Source organism: Clostridium novyi NT, assembly GCF_000014125.1.
GTDB classification, from domain to species: domain Bacteria; phylum Bacillota; class Clostridia; order Clostridiales; family Clostridiaceae; genus Clostridium_H; species Clostridium_H novyi.
Genome location: NC_008593.1, coordinates 1,850,384 through 1,871,630, shown reverse-complemented (window position 1 = coordinate 1,871,630; position 21,247 = coordinate 1,850,384). Strand labels below are relative to the sequence as shown.

Annotated in this window: 15 protein-coding genes, 3 CRISPR repeat arrays and 1 riboswitch; of the genes, 13 read left to right on the top strand and 2 right to left on the bottom strand. The window is 26.4% G+C overall.

The window, feature by feature from the left end; all coding sequences use genetic code 11:
- Positions 1-19 precede the first annotated feature (19 nt).
- A riboswitch (cyclic di-GMP riboswitch) is annotated at positions 20-105 on the top strand.
- 13 nt (positions 106-118) lie between these two features.
- The 13 genes from NT01CX_RS08720 to NT01CX_RS08665 all read left to right on the top strand — a co-directional run bounded on the left by NT01CX_RS08720 (position 119) and on the right by NT01CX_RS08665 (position 18,983).
- Positions 119-916, top strand: a complete 798-nt coding sequence (locus NT01CX_RS08720) for a transglutaminase-like domain-containing protein (protein WP_039225981.1) — start codon at positions 119-121, stop codon at positions 914-916.
- A gap of 283 nt (positions 917-1,199) precedes the next feature.
- A CRISPR array of direct repeats spans positions 1,200-4,510; the repeat unit is 30 nt; unit sequence GTTGAACATTAACATGAGATGTATTTAAAT.
- Positions 4,511-4,558: 48 nt separating this feature from the next.
- On the top strand, positions 4,559-4,819 hold the full coding sequence (locus NT01CX_RS08715; RefSeq protein WP_011722700.1) for a DUF4160 domain-containing protein: 261 nt from the start codon (positions 4,559-4,561) through the stop codon (positions 4,817-4,819).
- An 11-nt stretch (positions 4,820-4,830) separates the two neighbouring features.
- Positions 4,831-5,145 carry a DUF2442 domain-containing protein gene (locus tag NT01CX_RS08710; protein WP_011722699.1) on the top strand — a complete coding sequence of 105 codons (315 nt, stop codon included), beginning with the start codon at positions 4,831-4,833 and terminating at the stop codon, positions 5,143-5,145.
- Positions 5,146-5,366: 221 nt separating this feature from the next.
- Positions 5,367-6,972: direct repeats of the CRISPR family, unit length 30 nt.
- 243 nt (positions 6,973-7,215) lie between these two features.
- On the top strand, positions 7,216-7,374 hold the full coding sequence (locus NT01CX_RS12325) for a hypothetical protein (RefSeq protein ID WP_187146694.1): 159 nt from the start codon (positions 7,216-7,218) through the stop codon (positions 7,372-7,374).
- Between the two features lie 127 nt (positions 7,375-7,501).
- Complete coding sequence (gene cas6, locus NT01CX_RS08705) at positions 7,502-8,194, top strand: CRISPR-associated endoribonuclease Cas6 (RefSeq protein ID WP_011722698.1); 693 nt, start codon at positions 7,502-7,504, stop codon at positions 8,192-8,194.
- Positions 8,195-8,206: 12 nt separating this feature from the next.
- On the top strand, positions 8,207-9,991 hold the full coding sequence (gene cas8b, locus NT01CX_RS08700; protein ID WP_011722697.1) for a type I-B CRISPR-associated protein Cas8b/Csh1: 1,785 nt from the start codon (positions 8,207-8,209) through the stop codon (positions 9,989-9,991).
- Positions 9,981-11,000, top strand: a complete 1,020-nt coding sequence (locus NT01CX_RS08695; protein ID WP_011722696.1) for a type I CRISPR-associated protein Cas7 — start codon at positions 9,981-9,983, stop codon at positions 10,998-11,000. The genes cas8b and NT01CX_RS08695 overlap by 11 nt, the downstream gene beginning before the upstream one ends.
- 2 nt (positions 11,001-11,002) lie before the next feature.
- The gene (gene cas5b / locus NT01CX_RS08690) at positions 11,003-11,770 is read left to right on the top strand and encodes a type I-B CRISPR-associated protein Cas5b (RefSeq protein ID WP_039243187.1); all 768 of its coding nucleotides are present in this window, start codon (positions 11,003-11,005) and stop codon (positions 11,768-11,770) included.
- A 60-nt stretch (positions 11,771-11,830) separates the two neighbouring features.
- The gene (locus NT01CX_RS08685) at positions 11,831-14,452 is read left to right on the top strand and encodes a CRISPR-associated helicase/endonuclease Cas3 (RefSeq protein WP_011722694.1); all 2,622 of its coding nucleotides are present in this window, start codon (positions 11,831-11,833) and stop codon (positions 14,450-14,452) included.
- Positions 14,453-14,460: 8 nt separating this feature from the next.
- Positions 14,461-14,955, top strand: coding sequence for a CRISPR-associated protein Cas4 (gene cas4 / locus NT01CX_RS08680; RefSeq protein ID WP_011722693.1), 495 nt, complete (start codon positions 14,461-14,463; stop codon positions 14,953-14,955).
- Positions 14,956-14,967: 12 nt separating this feature from the next.
- Positions 14,968-15,966, top strand: a complete 999-nt coding sequence (cas1b, locus tag NT01CX_RS08675; RefSeq protein WP_011722692.1) for a type I-B CRISPR-associated endonuclease Cas1b — start codon at positions 14,968-14,970, stop codon at positions 15,964-15,966.
- Positions 15,966-16,253 carry a CRISPR-associated endonuclease Cas2 gene (gene cas2, locus NT01CX_RS08670; RefSeq protein ID WP_011722691.1) on the top strand — a complete coding sequence of 96 codons (288 nt, stop codon included), beginning with the start codon at positions 15,966-15,968 and terminating at the stop codon, positions 16,251-16,253. The genes cas1b and cas2 overlap by 1 nt, the downstream gene beginning before the upstream one ends.
- Before the next feature lie 184 nt (positions 16,254-16,437).
- Positions 16,438-17,779: direct repeats of the CRISPR family, unit length 30 nt; unit sequence GTTGAACATTAACATGAGATGTATTTAAAT.
- Between the two features lie 250 nt (positions 17,780-18,029).
- A complete protein-coding gene (locus NT01CX_RS08665) occupies positions 18,030-18,983 on the top strand; it encodes a ComEC/Rec2 family competence protein (RefSeq protein WP_011722690.1) in 954 nt (317 codons plus the stop codon).
- An 87-nt stretch (positions 18,984-19,070) separates the two neighbouring features.
- Here NT01CX_RS08665 and NT01CX_RS08660 read toward each other — a convergent pair whose 3' ends face one another.
- Entirely contained in the window at positions 19,071-20,441 is a 1,371-nt protein-coding gene (locus NT01CX_RS08660; protein WP_011722689.1) for an alanine/glycine:cation symporter family protein, read from the bottom strand.
- Positions 20,442-20,470: 29 nt separating this feature from the next.
- The gene (locus tag NT01CX_RS08655) at positions 20,471-21,196 is read right to left on the bottom strand and encodes a glycerophosphodiester phosphodiesterase (protein ID WP_011722688.1); all 726 of its coding nucleotides are present in this window, start codon (positions 21,194-21,196) and stop codon (positions 20,471-20,473) included.
- Positions 21,197-21,247: the final 51 nt, after the last annotated feature.

Here is a 21,247-nt window from a genome sequence, read left to right as displayed (position 1 = left end):
AATTTATCGGAAAATTTTCCAACGATAAAGGCAAATTTAGTGAAAACTAGAGACGCAAAGCTAAAGGGCCTTCCTTAGTTATTAAGATGGCAGCCAGTTACCGAAAGGAGAGTTTTTTATGTTAAAGAAATTTTTTGCATCTTTTTTAGTTGCTTTTACAATGATTTCAACAACTTCACTTGCCACTACAACTAGTGTATCTGAAGTTATAAATAAAAATAAATTAGATAATGGAGTAATAAGTGTTAATTATAACAAGGATTCCAAAATAAAAGTTATGATTAGTAAAGATAATAAAAAATATAGCTATAATTTAAATAATCAATCAATACAAATACCACTTCAATTAGGAAATGGAAAATACAATGTATTCATATTAGAAAATATTCAAGGAAATAAGTATAAAGTATTAAGCAAACAGAATATAAATTTACAATTACAAGATCAAAACAAAGTTTATTTACAACCTATACAATTGATTAATTGGAATAACGATATGAATGCAATAAAAAAAGCTAAAGAGATTACTCAATATTGTAAAGATGATGAAGAAAAAGTAATGGCAATATACAATTATGTAATAAACAATATTTCTTATGATTATGATAAAGCTAAAACTGTAAAGACAGGTTATGTACCATGCATTGATGAAGTAATTAAAGACTCCAAAGGAATATGTTATGATTATTCATCTTTATTTGCAGGAATGTTGAGGAGTGTTGGAGTTCCTACTAAATTAGTAATGGGATATAAAAATGATATAAAAACTTATCATGCTTGGAACCAAGTATATCTACAAAAATCTAATAAATGGGTTACTATAGATACTACCTATGATTCATGTTTAAAAAATAAAAATTTATCACTTTCAATGATAAAGGATTCAAATCAATATAAAGTTAGTAAAGAATATTAATTTAAATGGAAATAAGCAGATAACCACAATTGTTGGTTATCTGCTTTTAGTTTTGTTTAATTAAAAATGTTTATAAAGTATTGATACATACGATTTAATATGAAATTTTCCCAACCGATTCATAAAATAAAATCCCTTAAACATCTTGATTTTAAAGGGTTTGATAAGGTTTTTCTATGAAAAAATTAAATAATCAAAATCGGTTGGGAAAAAATCAACGAAAGTGTTTATTTTCAATGCTTCTAAGGGTATAATAAAAATAAGGAATGGCTATTTTACTGTAGTTGAACATTAACATGAGATGTATTTAAATACCTCTAATGCTTTTGCAACATCTTCCTCACTAGGGGTTGAACATTAACATGAGATGTATTTAAATTCTGTTACCGTAGCGTATAGCACCTTTCCATTTTGTGTTGAACATTAACATGAGATGTATTTAAATTTTTGTTACCTCCTGTTTTCTTTATATATTAATTATAGTTGAACATTAACATGAGATGTATTTAAATGTGGAAGAATAGCCACCAGAAACTACGAAAACAAAGAAGTTGAACATTAACATGAGATGTATTTAAATTTTTCGCCTTTTTAGGTTTCTTTGCTTGTGTACCTTGTTGAACATTAACATGAGATGTATTTAAATGGAATTGCGTCGGGATTTTGTGGGATTGAATATGTGTTGAACATTAACATGAGATGTATTTAAATTATCCTCCACACTATACTCACCATCTTCCAAGTAAGTTGAACATTAACATGAGATGTATTTAAATTCAATCGTAAAATTAAACTTCCTATTAGTCATTATAGTTGAACATTAACATGAGATGTATTTAAATCCAATAGCCAAAATTTCTGTAATAGGACAGAAAAAAGTTGAACATTAACATGAGATGTATTTAAATTAAAGTTACAACCTTACCATTAGTAGAAAACTTAGGGTTGAACATTAACATGAGATGTATTTAAATAAGCCTTTAGCAGTCCACTTAAAAGCCTGTTTGCCTGTTGAACATTAACATGAGATGTATTTAAATCTCTTAACACGAGCAAGAATAGTAAAAACAGAAGGTTGAACATTAACATGAGATGTATTTAAATATAGTTTTTCCAATTATAAGAAATAATCCGCTACATGTTGAACATTAACATGAGATGTATTTAAATCACTTTACGTTCTTGAGAAATAAAAGAACGAATCAGTTGAACATTAACATGAGATGTATTTAAATAACACAAACGCACAATGTAAATGCGGGTGATACCTAGTTGAACATTAACATGAGATGTATTTAAATAAAAAGAGATACAGGAAGATAATGCGGTGGATTATGGTTGAACATTAACATGAGATGTATTTAAATTTTTGAAAGCCACAGATTCCGCCTCAAAATCCTTTAAGTTGAACATTAACATGAGATGTATTTAAATACCATTTTTGTAGCCCTTCTACATCTTGTGTTTGTAGTTGAACATTAACATGAGATGTATTTAAATTTTTGACTATCCAATGCATAGATTTTTGGATAACCGTTGAACATTAACATGAGATGTATTTAAATTGCTTTCCCATATGCCTTTGAAGATATTTTTAATGCCGTTGAACATTAACATGAGATGTATTTAAATGACGAAACACCTAACAAGGTAAAAGAAAAAGAAAAAAGTTGAACATTAACATGAGATGTATTTAAATGAATCGGCAACGCAAGGGTTAAGGAGATATACAATTGTTGAACATTAACATGAGATGTATTTAAATTTGTAACCGGCGTTTAAAATAATTCCGTCACCGTGTTGAACATTAACATGAGATGTATTTAAATATCATGCTTGTACCATCTTCGACAGGTTTCTCGGGTTGAACATTAACATGAGATGTATTTAAATAGCAAAATTCGCTAAACTTAAGTTATCCTCTAAGAGGTTGAACATTAACATGAGATGTATTTAAATGAAAATGGAAACTGTAGAGCGTGTAGATATGTTAGAGTTGAACATTAACATGAGATGTATTTAAATTAATAATAAAATATGTGGAGAGTACCCTCTATTAGTGTTGAACATTAACATGAGATGTATTTAAATGATAACTCTTTAAAATATTCTGCACCTTCTAGACGTTGAACATTAACATGAGATGTATTTAAATCTTAAACCACTAGGAACACCTCCTGGACCTTCTGGTTGAACATTAACATGAGATGTATTTAAATAACTAAAAGTCATTTGCGGTTGTTCCAAACGTTCAACGTTGAACATTAACATGAGATGTATTTAAATATAGAGTTGTCTTTCATATCTCCAAGACCTATAGCTGTTGAACATTAACATGAGATGTATTTAAATTTCCATACCATATCGTTAAAAGCCTCTTGTTCCCGTTGAACATTAACATGAGATGTATTTAAATGATAGCCAAGAGAGCTGTTTAAAATTCATGTCGCAGTTGAACATTAACATGAGATGTATTTAAATCGTTCGGTTAACGGAAGTAATGCACCTTTAAAAGAAGTTGAACATTAACATGAGATGTATTTAAATTAAATTCGAGCTGAACATTTTCCAACGCACTATTTAGTTGAACATTAACATGAGATGTATTTAAATTCTGTTACCGTAGCGTATAGTACCTTGCCATTTTGGTTGAACATTAACATGAGATGTATTTAAATTCCGTTATAATTCCCATTGCAATATTAGCAATGGGAGTTGAACATTAACATGAGATGTATTTAAATGAATAATCTATCGCATTATCTTCCTGTGTTTCTTGTTGAACATTAACATGAGATGTATTTAAATTTCCGTCAATTTTCGTTAAAGAGGCCAGTAATCTGTTGAACATTAACATGAGATGTATTTAAATGATACGCAAGGCTTTAAGCACGATATAGGGTTTAGGTTGAACATTAACATGAGATGTATTTAAATAAAAAATCTTGTCCAGTTTCTATGTGTCCACACACAGTTGAACATTAACATGAGATGTATTTAAATCAACAAGCTATTTTATATTCTGTTATAGGGTATGGTGTTGAACATTAACATGAGATGTATTTAAATTTTTCAAAATCTATCTTTTCCATGAAAAAAATGCCTGTTGAACATTAACATGAGATGTATTTAAATTTGTAATTTAAATAATGGAGATAATGTGCCAATTCGTTGAACATTAACATGAGATGTATTTAAATATATTCTTTAGTTCCCTTTTAATATACCATATCGCTGTTGAACATTAACATGAGATGTATTTAAATGTGGAAATATGACAAGCGTACAGGACAAAGAATACCTGTTGAACATTAACATGAGATGTATTTAAATTCGTCATTATCCCCGTTTTTATCCTTTTCTAATACTGTTGAACATTAACATGAGATGTATTTAAATACAAATCGGTACATTTGTACCTACACCAAATATAGTTGAACATTAACATGAGATGTATTTAAATGTAAATATAAACAATAGATACAAATTATTAAAAAATGTTGAACATTAACATGAGATGTATTTAAATATAGTTCAAAAACTTAAGTTTGGTAATACAAGCTTGTTGAACATTAACATGAGATGTGTTTAAATTAATTCATGATAGAGTTTTTTATATAAATTTATTAAGGGAGTGATTATATGCCAGAAATAAGTTTATTTTTTGGAATAAGAGTTACTATAAATTATAACGATCATGTTCCGCCACATTTTCATGCTGAATATAATGGAAATAAAGTTTTGGTGGATATTATAAATTGTAAAGTAATAAAAGGGTTTTTTCCTAAAAGACAACTAAAATTAATTCTTGCATGGGCTGAGATACACAAGGATGAGTTAATGCAAAATTGGGAACTTGCAAGAAGTCATCAACCATTATATAGAATTGCACCACTTTCTTAGGAGGGATGATTATGGAATATATGCCTGAGGTTATACAAGTTATTCCTACAGATAATTTTAAAGTTTATGTATATTTTGATGATGGTTCTATTCATTTATATGATGCAAGTTATTTAATAAAAAATGGAGTTTTTAAAGTTCTCCAAGATATTAACTTGTTTAAGGAAAAATGTACTGTACTTAATGGAACTTTAGCATGGAGTTTAGATGATAGCTATGATGAATCAACTTGTTTAGATATAGATCCGTTTGTAATATATGAAGAATATCCAGAAGTAGATGAACCTGAATTTATTTTTAACATAAGTGATAAATTAAAGTTATAAAAATAGATATTGAAACAGCAGAAGACTTAATATTATAAAAAATATTTTCCCAACCGATTCATAAAGTAAAAGTGTCTATACATCCTAATTTTAAAAGATTTGATAAGGTTTTTAAGTGAAAAAATTAAATAATCAAAATCGGTTGGAAAAAAATCAACGAAAGTCTTTATTTTCAATGCTTCCAAGGGTATAATGAAAATAAGGAATGGCTATTTTACTATGGTTGAACAATAACATGGGATGTATTTAAATCAAAGCTACAAACGACAAAACAGGAGCATTTAACGGTTGAACAATAACATGGGATGTATTTAAATCATGGTGATTATGAAGTATATGAAGAATCAGTCGGTCAGTTGAACAATAACATGGGATGTATTTAAATAAAATTAAATTCCTATTATAAGAATTATTATCAACGTTGAACAATAACATGGGATGTATTTAAATAAGCCTAAATGCCTATGCTGAGTAAAAAATTCTAAGTTGAACAATAACATGGGATGTATTTAAATCGCTCATTTTGTCTATCTCACTAATCGTTAGATTGTTGAACAATAACATGGGATGTATTTAAATTCCGTAGAATAGAATAGTTTAGTGTTGGCAATTTCGTTGAACAATAACATGGGATGTATTTAAATACTTTTACAGTTATATCATCTTTCTTGCTAAATGTGTTGAACAATAACATGGGATGTATTTAAATTCTCTATACTTGTAATTTCCATTTGGAAAAGTTTCGGTTGAACAATAACATGGGATGTATTTAAATCCGATTCTGATTTGTCGAATCCCATTTGAGTAGAAAGTTGAACAATAACATGGGATGTATTTAAATCTAATTGTTGTACTTAGTAATGCTTTATTATTTTGGTTGAACAATAACATGGGATGTATTTAAATTAGAATTGTAAAGATAAAAATATTTTAAAAATTAAAGTTGAACAATAACATGGGATGTATTTAAATATATTTTCTTTTATTTCCTTAACCATTTCTTGTAATGTTGAACAATAACATGGGATGTATTTAAATAAAGTAAGAAATTCACACTTGCTTATACAATTTGCAAGTTGAACAATAACATGGGATGTATTTAAATTTTTCAGCTGCAGTTAAATTTGTTGTTTCTTCACGTTGAACAATAACATGGGATGTATTTAAATGTAAAGGAAATAATGATTTCCTTGAATTTATTAAGGTTGAACAATAACATGGGATGTATTTAAATCAAAGATAAAAAGGTTCAAAGTAAAGAAGAGCAATTGTTGAACAATAACATGGGATGTATTTAAATTTGGACGCTTTAATAGGACAGGTTGTTGACATAAATGTTGAACAATAACATGGGATGTATTTAAATCTTATACTATCATTCTTCTTTTTACCAGCTTGTTTTGTTGAACAATAACATGGGATGTATTTAAATTCATCTGACCACTATAATATATCGGTGAGGTTTGTGTTGAACAATAACATGGGATGTATTTAAATGGCGAAAAGAATTGCTTTAACTAATAAAGAATTGCAAGTTGAACAATAACATGGGATGTATTTAAATTTATGTTTACTGTTTTGTTCATGTTTCCGCCTGAAAGTTGAACAATAACATGGGATGTATTTAAATCTTTAATAACGCTTATTCAAGTTATAACGGGGCTTTGTTGAACAATAACATGGGATGTATTTAAATGATTTATAAATATTTGAATAATCTTTTTTAATTAAAGTTGAACAATAACATGGGATGTATTTAAATAAGCTACAAACTTTATTTGTTCTATTGTAAATTCAGTTGAACAATAACATGAGACGTATTTAAATTTAATATTCGTATGAGGTGCAATTATGTTATAATAAAAGAGAAAAAATTATTTTTGAACAACTAACATAAGATGTATTTAAATGTAATTAACTTTTGAATTTTAAAAATAATGAATATTAACATGAGATGTAATACTACGGAAAAAATTTTCGTAGTATTTGTTATAGTTATCAGTAATAAACTTATGAAACATTACATAGAATTAATTATTAATAAAATTATTTAAAAAGGAGATTTAAATAATGAAAAATATAAGAAGTTTTTTAGCAAATATAAGTTTAATAAAGATACTAATAATAAAAATATACTATTATATATTATTAATAGACAAAAGATTATATAAAAATAAAGAAAGGCAATTTAAGTTAAATATTGATATAGAAGTATATAATCTTAAATAATTAAATACAAGGTAAAATAGGGTTGAAAATATTTTCTTCAACTCTATTTTTTATATTAGTAATTAACTTATAAATTTTATTGACAATGTTAATTAATGGTATTATTATATAAATAAGGGGTGAAAATATGGAAGTGTTTGAAGAAAAAGTAAAAGTGTACTTGTTAAATGATGTACGAAGGGAATATATGAGTGTTAAAATTGCACAAATTATAGATAAAATACTATGCAAAAGTGAAGAATTTTCTAAGTTTCATGAAGAAAATAAGTTTAAGATGTATTGTTTTAATGGGTTTTACCCAATAGAAAAATCAGAAGTCTATAAAAAGGGGAAAATATATGACTTTTCAATTAGAACAGTAGATGAAAGTTTGGCTAAGTTTATAAAAGAAAATTTAGTTAATGAATATACAGAGTGCATTAAAGTATTGACAATACAAGAAAAGATTATACACGAAAGATATATAGAAAAGATATATTCTATAATGCCAGTTATTTTAAAAACAACTCAAGGCTATTGGAGAAAAAATTTAAGATTAGAGGATTTTGAAAGATTAATTAAAGAAAATTTAATAAAAAAATATAATCAATATTATAATACAAAAATAGACGAAAATTTTAGTTTGTATGATAATTTAATTTTTAATAACAACAAACCAGTACCGATGAAGTGCAAAAATATTACTCTGTTAGGAGATAAGATAACTTTATTTATTAGTAGCAATGAAACAGCACAAAAATTAGCTCACTTTGCACTTGGTGTGGCATTAGGAGAAAATTCAGCAAGAGGAGCTGGTTTTTGTAATTATAAATGGTTATAAGGAGGTGAAGATATGTTAAAACAAGCTGTAGATTATTTACTTTCAAGTTATTCAGAAGATAAAATAGACAATGTTATTGCTAAAAATTATATTCCAGATGATGGAGATTATATAATTTTAGAAGAAACTGAAGATGGTTTTCGTGAACTAGAAAGGTTAGTAATAAAGAAACATAATAAAACCAAGGAAATAGACACTACAGGATTTATCAACTTTGATTTTATATGTATAGCAGACTATTTAAGTGCAGTAAAAGATACTAATAAATCAATTGAAAAGAAAAAGGTTATACATTCTAATAATTATTTTACTTTTTTTGTAAAAAAAGATAGTTTTTTAAATGGAAAGTTAACTAATGAAATTATTCATAGTTATTATGAAGCTTTAAGAAATCCTCAAAATAAGTATAAACAGAATAAACTAAAAATGTATGAAGAAGCAGAAAAAGAATTAGGAAAAGTTAATGAGGAAAGATTGGATAAAATAGAGCAGTGGATATTAAACAACGTATATGATTTAGTTCCGAAAGATTCAAAAGAAAAAACATATCTAAAAATATTTTTTAAGTATGACTTATCTGAATATGAAAAAGAAAGCAAAAAATATTTAATTCCTAATATTTACAATAACACCGATTGGAATTCATATATAGAAGATACCTTATATGGACTTCCTAATAACAATATGGGGTTAAATTCAAAAAAACCTTATTTAGAAAATAAGACTAGAAAAACCACAATTCCATTTTTAATATCTTTAAAACAAGTATTACTCCAAAAAAAGTTATTTGATTTTTTAATGAATATGGCAAACAAGGGGAAAGTCAATATTTATCTAAACAAAGAGAAAATTATTGCATTAAATAATAATGAAAGTTTAAATGAAGATTTTCAAGGAATATACATGAGGATAAAAAAAGGAAAAGAACTTGAAATTTTAGATTTTGATGTGATAGAGGACTACAAAGTTAGATTAAGAGAACCTATAAAAATTCAAAATGTACTTAAAATAAATTATGACAAGTTAGATAGAAATCCTCAAGATATGTATAAACAAATAAATTTAGTAGAAAGTTTAAAATCACTTGTAAATGAAATTTTGTTTAGTAAATTTTTAAATACAAATTATTTTACAGAGCCGAAGGATTTATCCATTAATAATAGTAATTTAAAGATGAATTTATTATTAAGTAGGAATGTACTATTTAATTGGTTTGTTAAAGGTAGAGAACAAGGAGCAAGGGAAGCACTTAATAGAGTAAGCCTAAGTTTAATAAAAGGAGCTATTAATAATGGGTACATAGTTAGAGCAAGTGAACAGTTTAATTTAAGATGTGCTTTAAAAAAATATTTTAAAGGAGAGGAAATTTCAATGGCAGATGTTTTAAAGGGTGTTAAGGATTCATTAAGAAAAAAGATAAATATAAAGTATGATGAAAATACACCTAGTATAGAAAATGATCAGGAATATTATTTTGCAGTAGGGCAATTAACGGGGTATTTTATTTCTTTAAATAAAAGTAAAAATAGACCTCATTCATTAGCAAACCCAGTTATAAATGCAAGAAATGATAAAAGAATTAAAGATGAACTTATAAAGTTATATAAGAAGTACAATTATACAATACCTTATGTAAAAGGAAGATTTGAAAATTTAATGGCAATGGTAAAATCTTATGAGCCTACAGGTAATGTTCAAGATGATTTAATAATAGCAGGATATTTACATAGTAATTTAATTTTTGAGAAATCTCAAAATCATGATGATAAGAATGGAGGAAATGGTGATGATGAATAAAAGAGTATACGGTATTTTAGGTATAGCTTCAATAATGGCAAATTGGAATGCTGATTTTACAGGATATCCAAAAACTATTTCAACAGGTGAGATATTTGGAAGTGATAAAGCATTTAAGTACCCTATTAAAAAGATGTGGGATCAACAAGGAGAAAAAGTATTATATATAAAATCAATGAAACTTGAAAAAGACAAAAATGGTATAACAGATTTAACTCCAAGATCATTAAAGGAAAGATATGAATTTTTATTTGAAAAAGATAAACCTAATAATGATAAGCAGACTAAAGGTAAAAGTAAGTCTAGTAAAAAAGATGGTAAGGAAGTATTAACTAATTTATTTAGTGCTATAGATGTTAAAAACTTTGGAGCTACTTTTGCAGAAGAAGGAAATAATATATCAATTACTGGTGCTGTGCAAATAGGACAAGGATTTAATAAATATGAAGATTCTTATGCAGAAGTTCAACAAATTCTTTCTCCTTTTAGAGATGCCTCTAAAGATAATAATAAAACATCAAAAAATAAAGATGAAGAAAAGGAAGAGGCAAAAGCTTCAACATTAGGAACAAAGATAGTTAGTAATGAAGCTCATTATTTTTATCCATTTGCTATAAATCCAACATCCTATGATGAGTTTGTAGAACTAGGGGTAACTGACGGGTATACTGAAGAAGATTACAAAAGATTTAAAGATGCTTCATTAATTGCAGCTACATCATTTAATACAAACTCAAAAGTTGGTTGTGAAAATGAATTTGCATTATTTATAGAAACTGATAAGGAATTATATCTTCCAAATTTAAGTGAATTTGTAGAGTTTAAAAAGAAAGATAATAAGGGAGTTATTAAATTAACTTGCGGTAAACTAATAGCTGGATTAAAAGATAAAATTAAGTCTATTGAAATTTATTATAATCCATATACTACTGATCTTGATAGTGATATAAAAACAGCTAAAGAGTTCAATATATTTACTAAAGAAGTACTTAATAAAAAAGAGGTATAAAAATGGATGTTTTAAAATTTCAATTAAGTGGAGAAACAGCGTTTTTTAAAAGACCAGATGTAAATACTTATTTATATTTTACTTATGGTAATATACACAAAGTAGCATTGCTTGGAATTTTAGGAGCCATAATGGGTTATAAAGGGTACAACAGTCAGTGTAATAAGTTTTATAAACATAACATAAAAGAAAGAGTGTATCCAGAATTCTATGAAAAATTAAAGGATATAAAGATAGGAATTGTACCTATAAATGAGCATGGATATAATTTAAAAAAAGTTCAGACTTTCAATAACTCAGTAGGATATGCGTCACAGGAAAAGGGTGGAAACCTAATAGTTAAAGAGCAATGGCTTGAAAAACCTAAATGGGAAATATATATACTTATTGAAAATGAAATTACAGAACAATTAGCTGATAGATTAAAAAATTATAGATTCAAGTATATACCTTACTTAGGTAAAAATGATCATTTGGCAGATATAAGCTTTGTGGAAATTATAAATGATACAAAAAAGGTACTCAATATTGATAAGTTAAATAGCTTGTTTATTAGTAACTATTTTTCAGTAAACTTAGATGAGGATGATGACTTAGATTGTGATGAAACTATATGGAAGTATGAAGAGGACTTGCCTATAGCGTTAGAAGAAACGACTAATAAATATGAATTAGAAAGATTTATGCTTACTAATGCTTCTTTAGATGCAAAGCATAGTCAAGAGTTTAATATATATAAATGTAACGATAAAAATATATTTTTCTTTTAAAGGTGAGAATTTTTTCTCACCTTTAAAAGAAAAAACAAACCCTATAAAGGAAGTGACTTTATGTATTTTGATAAATCCAAGAAATTTAATATTGAAATGTATATTAATAATTCTGATAAAATATATGCTCATACAATGGATGATAATAAAAAAGTAGAAACTTTAAAGGAGCATTTAGAAAGGTCAATAAAATATTTTTATAAGTTAGTAGAAAATAAAAATTTAGATAATATATTTTTAAAATTTGAAGCAAAACTTTGTAAAGAATTTAGTGATAAAGAAAAAAGTTTATTTAGAGAGATGATAGTAAATACAATATATATGCATGATCTTGGAAAAATAAATATTAATTTTCAAACGATAAAAATGAAAAATAAGTATTTTAAAGATAAAAAAGATATTGAGTGCAGTAATTCAAATCATTCATGTTTATCTTCATTGATATATATGGACTATTATCATAAAAAAATAAAATCAGATAGTGAATTAATTAATAAAGAAAATAAGAAAAAGTTAAGACTATTTATGGTTTTAAATGCTTATGTAATATCTAAACATCATACTGGATTAGATAAATTAGATGATTTTAGAGCTAAATTAACACAAGATGATGGAGAAGGACAAAGATTGTGTTCAAGTGAGTTATGTATTTTTGAAGATATGTATAATAAAGTAATAGAATTTACTACTAAGGATAACATTTTAGGCAAATTATTTAAACTTGCCGAAAAAACTTTAAAAGTGTATGAGGAAGAAGAAAAAAATATATCTGTTTTATTTTATATATATGTAAGATTAATGTTATCAACACTTCTTATGTGTGATTATTATTCTACATCAGAATTTGAAAATTGCAGTGAAGTTAAAGGTTTTAATGACATAGAGGATATACACGATTTTTATGATACATTTAACAGTACAAACATAAATAAAGATACTAGAGAGTATGAAAAAAGTAAATATGGTTTAAAAGAAGATTTTTCAAATGTAGATGATATAAATATTTTAAGAAAAGAATTATTTTTAGATGCTGAAAAGGAACTTTTAAGAAATTTAGATAAAAATATATTTTACTTAGAAGCGCCAACTGGAAGTGGTAAAAGTAATGTTGCTTTTAATTTAACTTTTAAACTTATAGAAAAACAAAAGGATTTAAAAAAGCTAATTTATGTATATCCATTTAATACTTTAGTTGAACAAAATACAAGAACTATAGAAAAGATATTTAACAACCAAGAGTACATATTAGATAGTATGGCAGTTATAAATTCTATAACTCCTATAAAAGTGAAAAATAAGGATTCAGATGAAAATACAAAAGATTACAATAAATCATTATTAGACAGACAGTTTTTAAATTATCCAATGATTTTAACCACTCATGTAAGTTTATTTAATTACTTCTTTGGAATCTCTAAAGAAGATTTATTCCCATTAGTTAAATTGTGTAACAGTGTAATTGTTTTAGATGAAATACAAAGCTATAAAAATTATATATGGAAAGAAATCATTACATTTTTAAATTATTATTCAGAGCTTTTAAACATTAAATTCATAATAATGTCAGCAACTTTGCCTAAATTAGATGTATTAATAGATGGAGAGAGTAATAGTGTAAATCTAATATTAAACAGAGAAAAATATTTTAAAAACAGATTATTTAAAGATAGAGTTAAACTTGATTATTCTTTGATAGATTTGGAGCTTGATGATAAAGATGAAAAACTAGAAGAAATACTTAATCAGGTAATAGAACAAGCTAATAGTTCTAATAAGAACATATTAATAGAATTCATAAACAAGAGTACGGCTGTAGATTTTTATGAAATGTTGAAAGATTATAAGTATGAATATGGACTTGGCAATGATGATAAAAGAGACATTGAACTTATAACTGGAGATGACAACAGTATAGATAGAAATATAATTATTAATAAAATAAACAAAGAAAAAAATATTATTTTAGTTGCAACCCAAGTTATTGAAGCTGGAGTAGATATTGATATGGATATAGGATATAAAGATATATCAATGATAGATTGTGATGAGCAATTTCTAGGTAGAATAAATAGAAGTTGTTTAAAAGAATCAGGTATAGTGTACTTTTTTAACATAGATAGTGCAGGGGGAATTTATAAAAATGATTATAGAAAACAAAAGCAATTAACATTAATATCAGAAAAATTTGATACTAAAAAGTGGTTAGAAAATAAAGAATTTGATAAATTTTATGAGTATGTTTTAGAAATTATTAACAAAAACGGAAATGATGAGTATAAAGAGGGCAGTATGGTGAATTTTATTGAAAATATTGTGAGTAAACTTAATTTTATGGATGTCAGTGAAAGAATGAAGTTAATTGATGATGACAAAATGGAAAGTAGTGTATTTTTAAGTAGAGAAATTCAATTAGAAGGTGGAGAAGTATTAAAGGGGAAAGAAGTTTGGAATAGTTATAAAGAACTTTTAAAAGATAATGAAATGGACTATGCAGAAAGGAAAGTTAAACTATCAAAAGTTGTATCTTATATGAATTACTTCATATATAAAGTTAAAAAATGCAACTTTAATTATACAGAATATATAGGTGAAATTTTTTATATAGAAGATGGAGAAGAGTTTTTTACAAATGGAAAATTTGATAGAAAAAAATTTGAAGGCATAAATCTTGATATTTGTTAGGAGGAAAAATGAAGGTAAATGGTACATTAGTAAACTATTATATACATTGCAAAAGACAATGTTATTTACATGGGAATAGAATAAACATGGAAAGTAATAGCGAAGATGTTAAGATAGGAAAAGCCATACATAAGATAAAAGAAGAACATAGCAAAAATACAGAAGTAGCCATAGAAAATATAAAAATAGATAAGATAACAAAAGAATATTTAGTAGAAGTTAAAAAGTCTGATGCAGATATAGAAGCTGTTAGATGGCAGGTATTGTTTTATTTAAAAGTTTTAAAGGATAAGGGGATAAATAAAAAGGGTAAGATTGAGGTTGTGGAAAAAAAGAAAGGTACTAACAAGATAATATATGAAGAATTAACTGATGAAAAAGAAGAACAACTAAAAAATATTATATCTGATATAGAAAAATTAATAGAAAGTGAAAATCCACCAAAAGTAGAATTTGATAATAAGTGTAAGAAGTGTGCTTACTATGAATATTGTTATATATAAAAGGAGGTTAATATGGGAAGTACTAAATATTTAATGTCTATGGGAGAGCTTTCACGAAAAGATAATTCTTTATGTTTTAGAAAGAATAATAAAAATACATATATACCAATAGAAAATGTTAAAGAAATTTACTGTTTATCAGAAATATCATTAAATACAAAGTTATTAGATTTTATAGCTCATAATAATATTGTAATGCATTTTTTTAATTATTATGGAGGATATAGTGGAACTTTTTATCCAAAGGAAAGCTTAGTCAGTGGAAGACTTTTAGTAAAACAAGTTGAAGCTTATAAAAATAGAAGAATTGAAATAGCTAAAGAAGTTGTTAGGGGTATTGGAGAAAATATACATGAAGTTATGTACCATTATTATAAGCACGATATTTTTGAAGTTAAAGAATTGTTAGATTGGATAAAGGGGGAGTTTCAAAGTAAATTAGATAATGTGCAAGATATAAAATCTTTATTGCAGATTGAAGGAGAAGTTTGGCAAAGGTTCTATTCTAACTTTAAATATATATTACCTGAAGATTTTATAATGAATAAAAGAGTAAAAAGACCACCAGATAATCCTATAAATGCAATGATATCCTTTGGAAATAGTATGTTGTATTCTAAAACTGTAGCAGTTATATATAATACTCATTTAGATCAGAAAATAAGTTTTTTACATGAACCATCAGAAGGAAGATTTTCCTTGAGTTTAGATTTAAGTGAAGTATTTAAACCAATAATAACTTTTAAAACTATATTTGAACTTGTAAATAGAAAAAAGATACAGGTATCTAAACATTTTGATAAGAATTTAAATTATTGTATTATGAATGAAGCTGGAAAAAAGATTTTTATAACGGCGTTTGAGGAGCGATTAGAGTCAATTTTTGAACATCCAAAATTAAAAAGAAAATTAACATATAAAACAGCTATTAAGTTAGATTGCTACAAACTTATAAAAACAATATTGGAAGAAAAAGAGTTTAAGCCATTTAGACTTAAGGAGAAGATGTAATGAGTAAAAATATGAATTATAACTATGCATTTTTATTTTATGATGTAAAGGAAAAAAGAGTAAATAAGGTTTTTAAAGTTTGTAAAAAATACTTAACTCATTATCAGAGATCTGTTTTTAGAGGTGAAATAACACCTTCAAAAATAATAAAACTTAGAGAAGATTTAAAAAAAGTTATAGATGAAAGAGAAGATTTTATATGTATAATAAAATTATTAAATAACAAAGTGTTTGGCGAAGAGGTACTTGGCATAGATATTGAAACAGCAGAAGACTTAATATTATAAAAATTATTTTCCCAATCGATTCATAAAGTAAAATCGCTTAAACCTCTTAATTTAAAAGGGTTTGATAAGGTTTTTTAGTGAAAAAATTAAATAATCAAAATCGGTTGGGAAAAAATTAACGAAAGTCTTTATTTTCAATACTTCCAAGGGTATAATGAAAATAAGGAATGGCTATTTTACTGTAGTTGAACATTAACATGAGATGTATTTAAATGCTATTTGGACACTTTCTTCGTTACTTAATTTCCGTTGAACATTAACATGAGATGTATTTAAATACTTCATCTGTTCCAATTTCGATTGGAACATATTTGTTGAACATTAACATGAGATGTATTTAAATACGTCACACAGTACACCCCCATTTGTCTACTGGACTTCGTTGAACATTAACATGAGATGTATTTAAATCCCATCTTCTGTCCTCCTTCCTCTTTAACATTGGAAAGTTGAACATTAACATGAGATGTATTTAAATATATTACATAATCACCTACTTGCGGTTTTATCTTGTTGAACATTAACATGAGATGTATTTAAATGACGAAACACCTAACGAGGTAAAAGAAAAAATAGAAGTTGAACATTAACATGAGATGTATTTAAATATTATAGACCTCTTATCATCATCAATCGTAAAATTAGTTGAACATTAACATGAGATGTATTTAAATTCGATTGTAAAGTTAAATTTTTTATTAGTAGCCATTGTTGAACATTAACATGAGATGTATTTAAATTAACTCCCAGGAAGAAAAAAATATAATTTTGTTACAGTTGAACATTAACATGAGATGTATTTAAATGGAAAAGAAATTTACAGGTCTAATATTTTGAATTGTTGAACATTAACATGAGATGTATTTAAATGCACTAATACATGCATCTTCACTATCCCACCAATAGTTGAACATTAACATGAGATGTATTTAAATTACTTGAAATTTCTTGTTTATATTGTCTAGTTTGTGTTGAACATTAACATGAGATGTATTTAAATAAGAATGGATAAATCAGATTTTAGAATTGACACAGGTTGAACATTAACATGAGATGTATTTAAATTACTTATTTAGCAACCCCCGAAGTAATTGAGGCAATGTTGAACATTAACATGAGATGTATTTAAATTCTATAACAACTAAAGATTGGTGCTCAACACCAATTGTTGAACATTAACATGAGATGTATTTAAATTTTACAAGTGTTCGCTTTTAGTTTTTCGACAATCTTTGTTGAACATTAACATGAGATGTATTTAAATCATAAATGTTTCTTCTTTTTAAATTTCTTTAATATTGTTGAACATTAACATGAGATGTATTTAAATAATCGACTTTATAATATTGAGTGTGGACATAATTGGTTGAACATTAACATGAGATGTATTTAAATGCATAATTAAATAATTTATTTGCTTGAGAGTGAGAGTTGAACATTAACATGAGATGTATTTAAATATATATTTAAAAAAGTTTCAAGTTTTTTCAAATTTGGTTGAACATTAACATTAGATGTATTCAAGATTTATTAAATAAGGTTTCTTTATAAGATTAGATATTGTTCATAAATAGACAAAAAAGCAAAACTGGATTTTCACAGTTTAGTGGTAATACTATATAAAAACAAAAATAAGTATTAAATAAGCTCTAGGTTAATCCTAGAGTTTTTAGTATAATTTGAAGTTTACTAAGATGAAATTAATATTTTTGGTATTTGAAATTTATGGAAAAATATTATATAATTTTTATATAAATATTAATATTGGAGGTATATATGAAAAGGTTTTCGGAGTATAAGATTAAATTTATTGAAAGTTTAATTTTATGTTTTATGTTAATGCTAGGAATAAGATTTACATCTTTTGCAGATACCAAAACTTTTTCATCGGAGATTGTAGACACACAAAAAACTAAAGATAAGGTCATGATAACAAATGGTAATGAAAATATTAAAATTCACTATATAGATGTTGGGCAAGGAGATTCTGCTTTGGTTCAACAAGATGGATATACTATGTTAATTGATGCAGGACCTAATTCAGCTGAGAATATTTTAGTTAATTATATACGTGGTTTAGGAATAAAAAGATTAGACTATGTTATCGGAACACATCCACATGAAGATCATATAGGGGGACTTGATAAGGTTATAGATAATTTTGAAATTGGAACCTTATTGATGCCTAAAAAAATTGCTAATACTAAGACCTTTAAGGATGTATTGTTAGCAGCTAAGCATAAAGGATTAAATATAACCCAGCCTATAATTGGTACAAATTATAATTTGGGAAAAGCTACGTTTAGAATACTAGCACCTAAAGATCATGCTTATAAAAGCACAAATAATTATTCTATAGTTCAAAAGTTACGCTTTGGTAATAGAAGTTTTATTTTTACTGGTGATGCAGAAAAATTTTCTGAATCAGAAATATTGCAATTAGGATATGATATTAAAGCTGATGTATTAAAAGTAGGGCATCATGGAAGTAAAACTTCTTCTACAAATTCATTTTTAGATAAAGTAAATCCTAAGTATGCAGTTATATCTTGTGAAAAAGGAAATTGCTATGGTCATCCACATAAAGTTATAATGGATAAGTTAAAATCAAGAAATATAAAAGTTTATAGAACAGATGAATGTGGAACTATAATTGCTACAAGTAATGGAGAGGATATAAGTTTTAATTGTAAAGAAGGAACTTATAATAATGGTCAAACAAATCCATAAGGAATAAGGCGTTTGATTAAATTATTAATACAAAAACAGCCATTGTATAAATGTATACAAAGACTGTTTTTTATTTTTAATATATGTTTAAAAGTTTTCTGAGTTTACAGAAACGTCCTTTTGTTTAGAAAAGTAATCTTTTGTTTGTTCACGAACACGAGGAAATAGTGCAATTAAAGCAATCATGTTAGGGATTACAACTAGTCCCATTGCTAAGTCTTGTATAGTCCAAACAAGGCTTATTTTAGTTAATGCTCCGATAATACATAGGAAAGGGAATATATATCGGCAAGTCGATGTAACTTTTGGACCAAATGCGTAAGTAAAACTTTTAGCTGCATTAAACCATTGTCCTATAAGTGTTGTAAAACAGAATAAAAGAAGGGCAAAGGTTGCAGCGTGCTTTAATGGAGCCCAGATTGTTCCAAATGCACTAATTGCCATAACAGTTGCAGGTAATCCAGAAGTGTGCGCGTTTGTAACACCAATTACAAGTGCTGTAATTGTACATACTACAATAGTATCTAAAAATACTTCTGTAACACCTAATATACCTTCTTCTACTGGATGTGAAACGATTGTAGAACCGTGAGCAAATGGAGCTGTTCCTTCACCCGCTTCATTAGAATACATTCCACGAGTTATACCAAATTGCATAGCTTTAGCAATTACAATACCGCCAACGCCACCACCTACAGCTTTAAATGAAAAAGCTTCTGTGAATATAGTTGCAAAAACGTGTGGTACGTTTTGAATGTTTAATAATATAACTAGTATACCTGTAATTATATAGAATATTGACATTATAGGTACTAGAGCTGTAGCAATATCAACAACTCTTTTTAATCCACCTAAAGTAATTGTCATTAAAAAAGTTATTAATAAAATACCAGTTATCCAAGTAGGAATTTTATAATTTGAATTAAGTATTCCAGATATAGTATTAGATTGTACTAAGTTTGCACCCATCATTTTAATGCACATAAATATAGCTATTACAACTCCAAGCCAAGGTAATTTTAAACCATCTTTTATATAGTACATAGGTCCACTTAAAAGATTTCCTTCTGAATCTTTACCACGATATAATTGAGAAAGAATTATTTCTCCATACTTTAATGCCATACCGAAGAATGCAGCAAACCACATCCAAAATATAGATCCAAGACCACCAGCGACTATAGCAGTTGCAACACCAACTACATTTCCGCCACCAACATTTCCAGCTAGAGTTACCATCATAGCTTTAAATGATGAAATTGAACCTTGTCCTTTTTCAACGTTTCTTGCTTTAAAAGAATCAATTAATGTTTTTTTCATTATAAATTTAAAATGTCTTATTTGTATGAATCCATTAGCGATTGTGTATAATACTCCAAGTCCTAATAATATAAATACCAGCCATTTTCCCCATATCCATGAGTTTACAAGTGAAAGGATTTTTTCAAGATTGTCCATTAGATATACACTCCTTTAATATTTTAGGTTTAATAAGTTTTCATAATTTCTTTAACTAAATCAGGGAAGTTACTAATTACAATATTTATGTCTTTGGAAATCATATCTTTAATATCTTCCTCAGTATTTACAGTGTAGGTATTAATTTTTATTCCATATTGATGAATTTCTTTTACAATTTCATCTGTTAGATTTCTGAATATTGGATGGTAATATTTTATTCCAAGATTATTTACATAGTTTCCAGCATCAATAAGCCAAGTTTCACTTAGTAATCCGTACTCAAGCATAGGTGCTATTTTTCTCATACGCATAACACTGAAATGATTAAAACTTGATATAATTACTTTGCTTTCTAGATGGTATTCTTGTATAAGTTCCCATACCTTTTGTTCTATACCAGGATATTCAAAAATATTAGTTTTAAGTTCTATATTAGTAATTACATCCTTATCTTTTACAAGCTCAAAGTATTCTCTAAGAGTAGGTATTTTATTAAATCCATATTGACCTGTATAAATGTATGATGCATCTAGTTTACTAATTTCTTCATATGTAAGGTCTTTTATATAACCTTCTCCATTAGTAGTTCGAGAAACGTTTTCATCATGAATAATAACCATTTCATTATCCTTTGACAAATGAACATCCAACTCTATTCCGTCAACGCCTAGTTCAATTGCCTTTTCAAAAGCTAAAAGTGTGTTTTCTGGATATTTACTACTAAAGCCCCTATGTGCAAAATTTTTAATCATTAATTTAATCTCCTTTCATGTTTATGTATATTAATGAATAAGTAGTTATAA

Coding starts and splice junctions, on each gene's coding strand:
- NT01CX_RS08710 (WP_011722699.1), top strand. CDS start 4,831: ATGGAATATATGCCTGAGGTTATACAAGTTATTCCTACAGATAATTTT.
- cas5b (WP_039243187.1), top strand. CDS start 11,003: ATGGATGTTTTAAAATTTCAATTAAGTGGAGAAACAGCGTTTTTTAAA.
- NT01CX_RS08685 (WP_011722694.1), top strand. CDS start 11,831: ATGTATTTTGATAAATCCAAGAAATTTAATATTGAAATGTATATTAAT.
- NT01CX_RS08655 (WP_011722688.1), bottom strand. CDS start 21,196: ATGATTAAAAATTTTGCACATAGGGGCTTTAGTAGTAAATATCCAGAA.
- NT01CX_RS08665 (WP_011722690.1), top strand. CDS start 18,030: ATGAAAAGGTTTTCGGAGTATAAGATTAAATTTATTGAAAGTTTAATT.
- NT01CX_RS08715 (WP_011722700.1), top strand. CDS start 4,559: ATGCCAGAAATAAGTTTATTTTTTGGAATAAGAGTTACTATAAATTAT.
- cas8b (WP_011722697.1), top strand. CDS start 8,207: ATGTTAAAACAAGCTGTAGATTATTTACTTTCAAGTTATTCAGAAGAT.
- NT01CX_RS12325 (WP_187146694.1), top strand. CDS start 7,216: ATGAAAAATATAAGAAGTTTTTTAGCAAATATAAGTTTAATAAAGATA.
- NT01CX_RS08660 (WP_011722689.1), bottom strand. CDS start 20,441: ATGGACAATCTTGAAAAAATCCTTTCACTTGTAAACTCATGGATATGG.
- NT01CX_RS08695 (WP_011722696.1), top strand. CDS start 9,981: ATGATGAATAAAAGAGTATACGGTATTTTAGGTATAGCTTCAATAATG.
- cas4 (WP_011722693.1), top strand. CDS start 14,461: ATGAAGGTAAATGGTACATTAGTAAACTATTATATACATTGCAAAAGA.
- cas1b (WP_011722692.1), top strand. CDS start 14,968: ATGGGAAGTACTAAATATTTAATGTCTATGGGAGAGCTTTCACGAAAA.
- NT01CX_RS08720 (WP_039225981.1), top strand. CDS start 119: ATGTTAAAGAAATTTTTTGCATCTTTTTTAGTTGCTTTTACAATGATT.
- cas6 (WP_011722698.1), top strand. CDS start 7,502: ATGGAAGTGTTTGAAGAAAAAGTAAAAGTGTACTTGTTAAATGATGTA.
- cas2 (WP_011722691.1), top strand. CDS start 15,966: ATGAGTAAAAATATGAATTATAACTATGCATTTTTATTTTATGATGTA.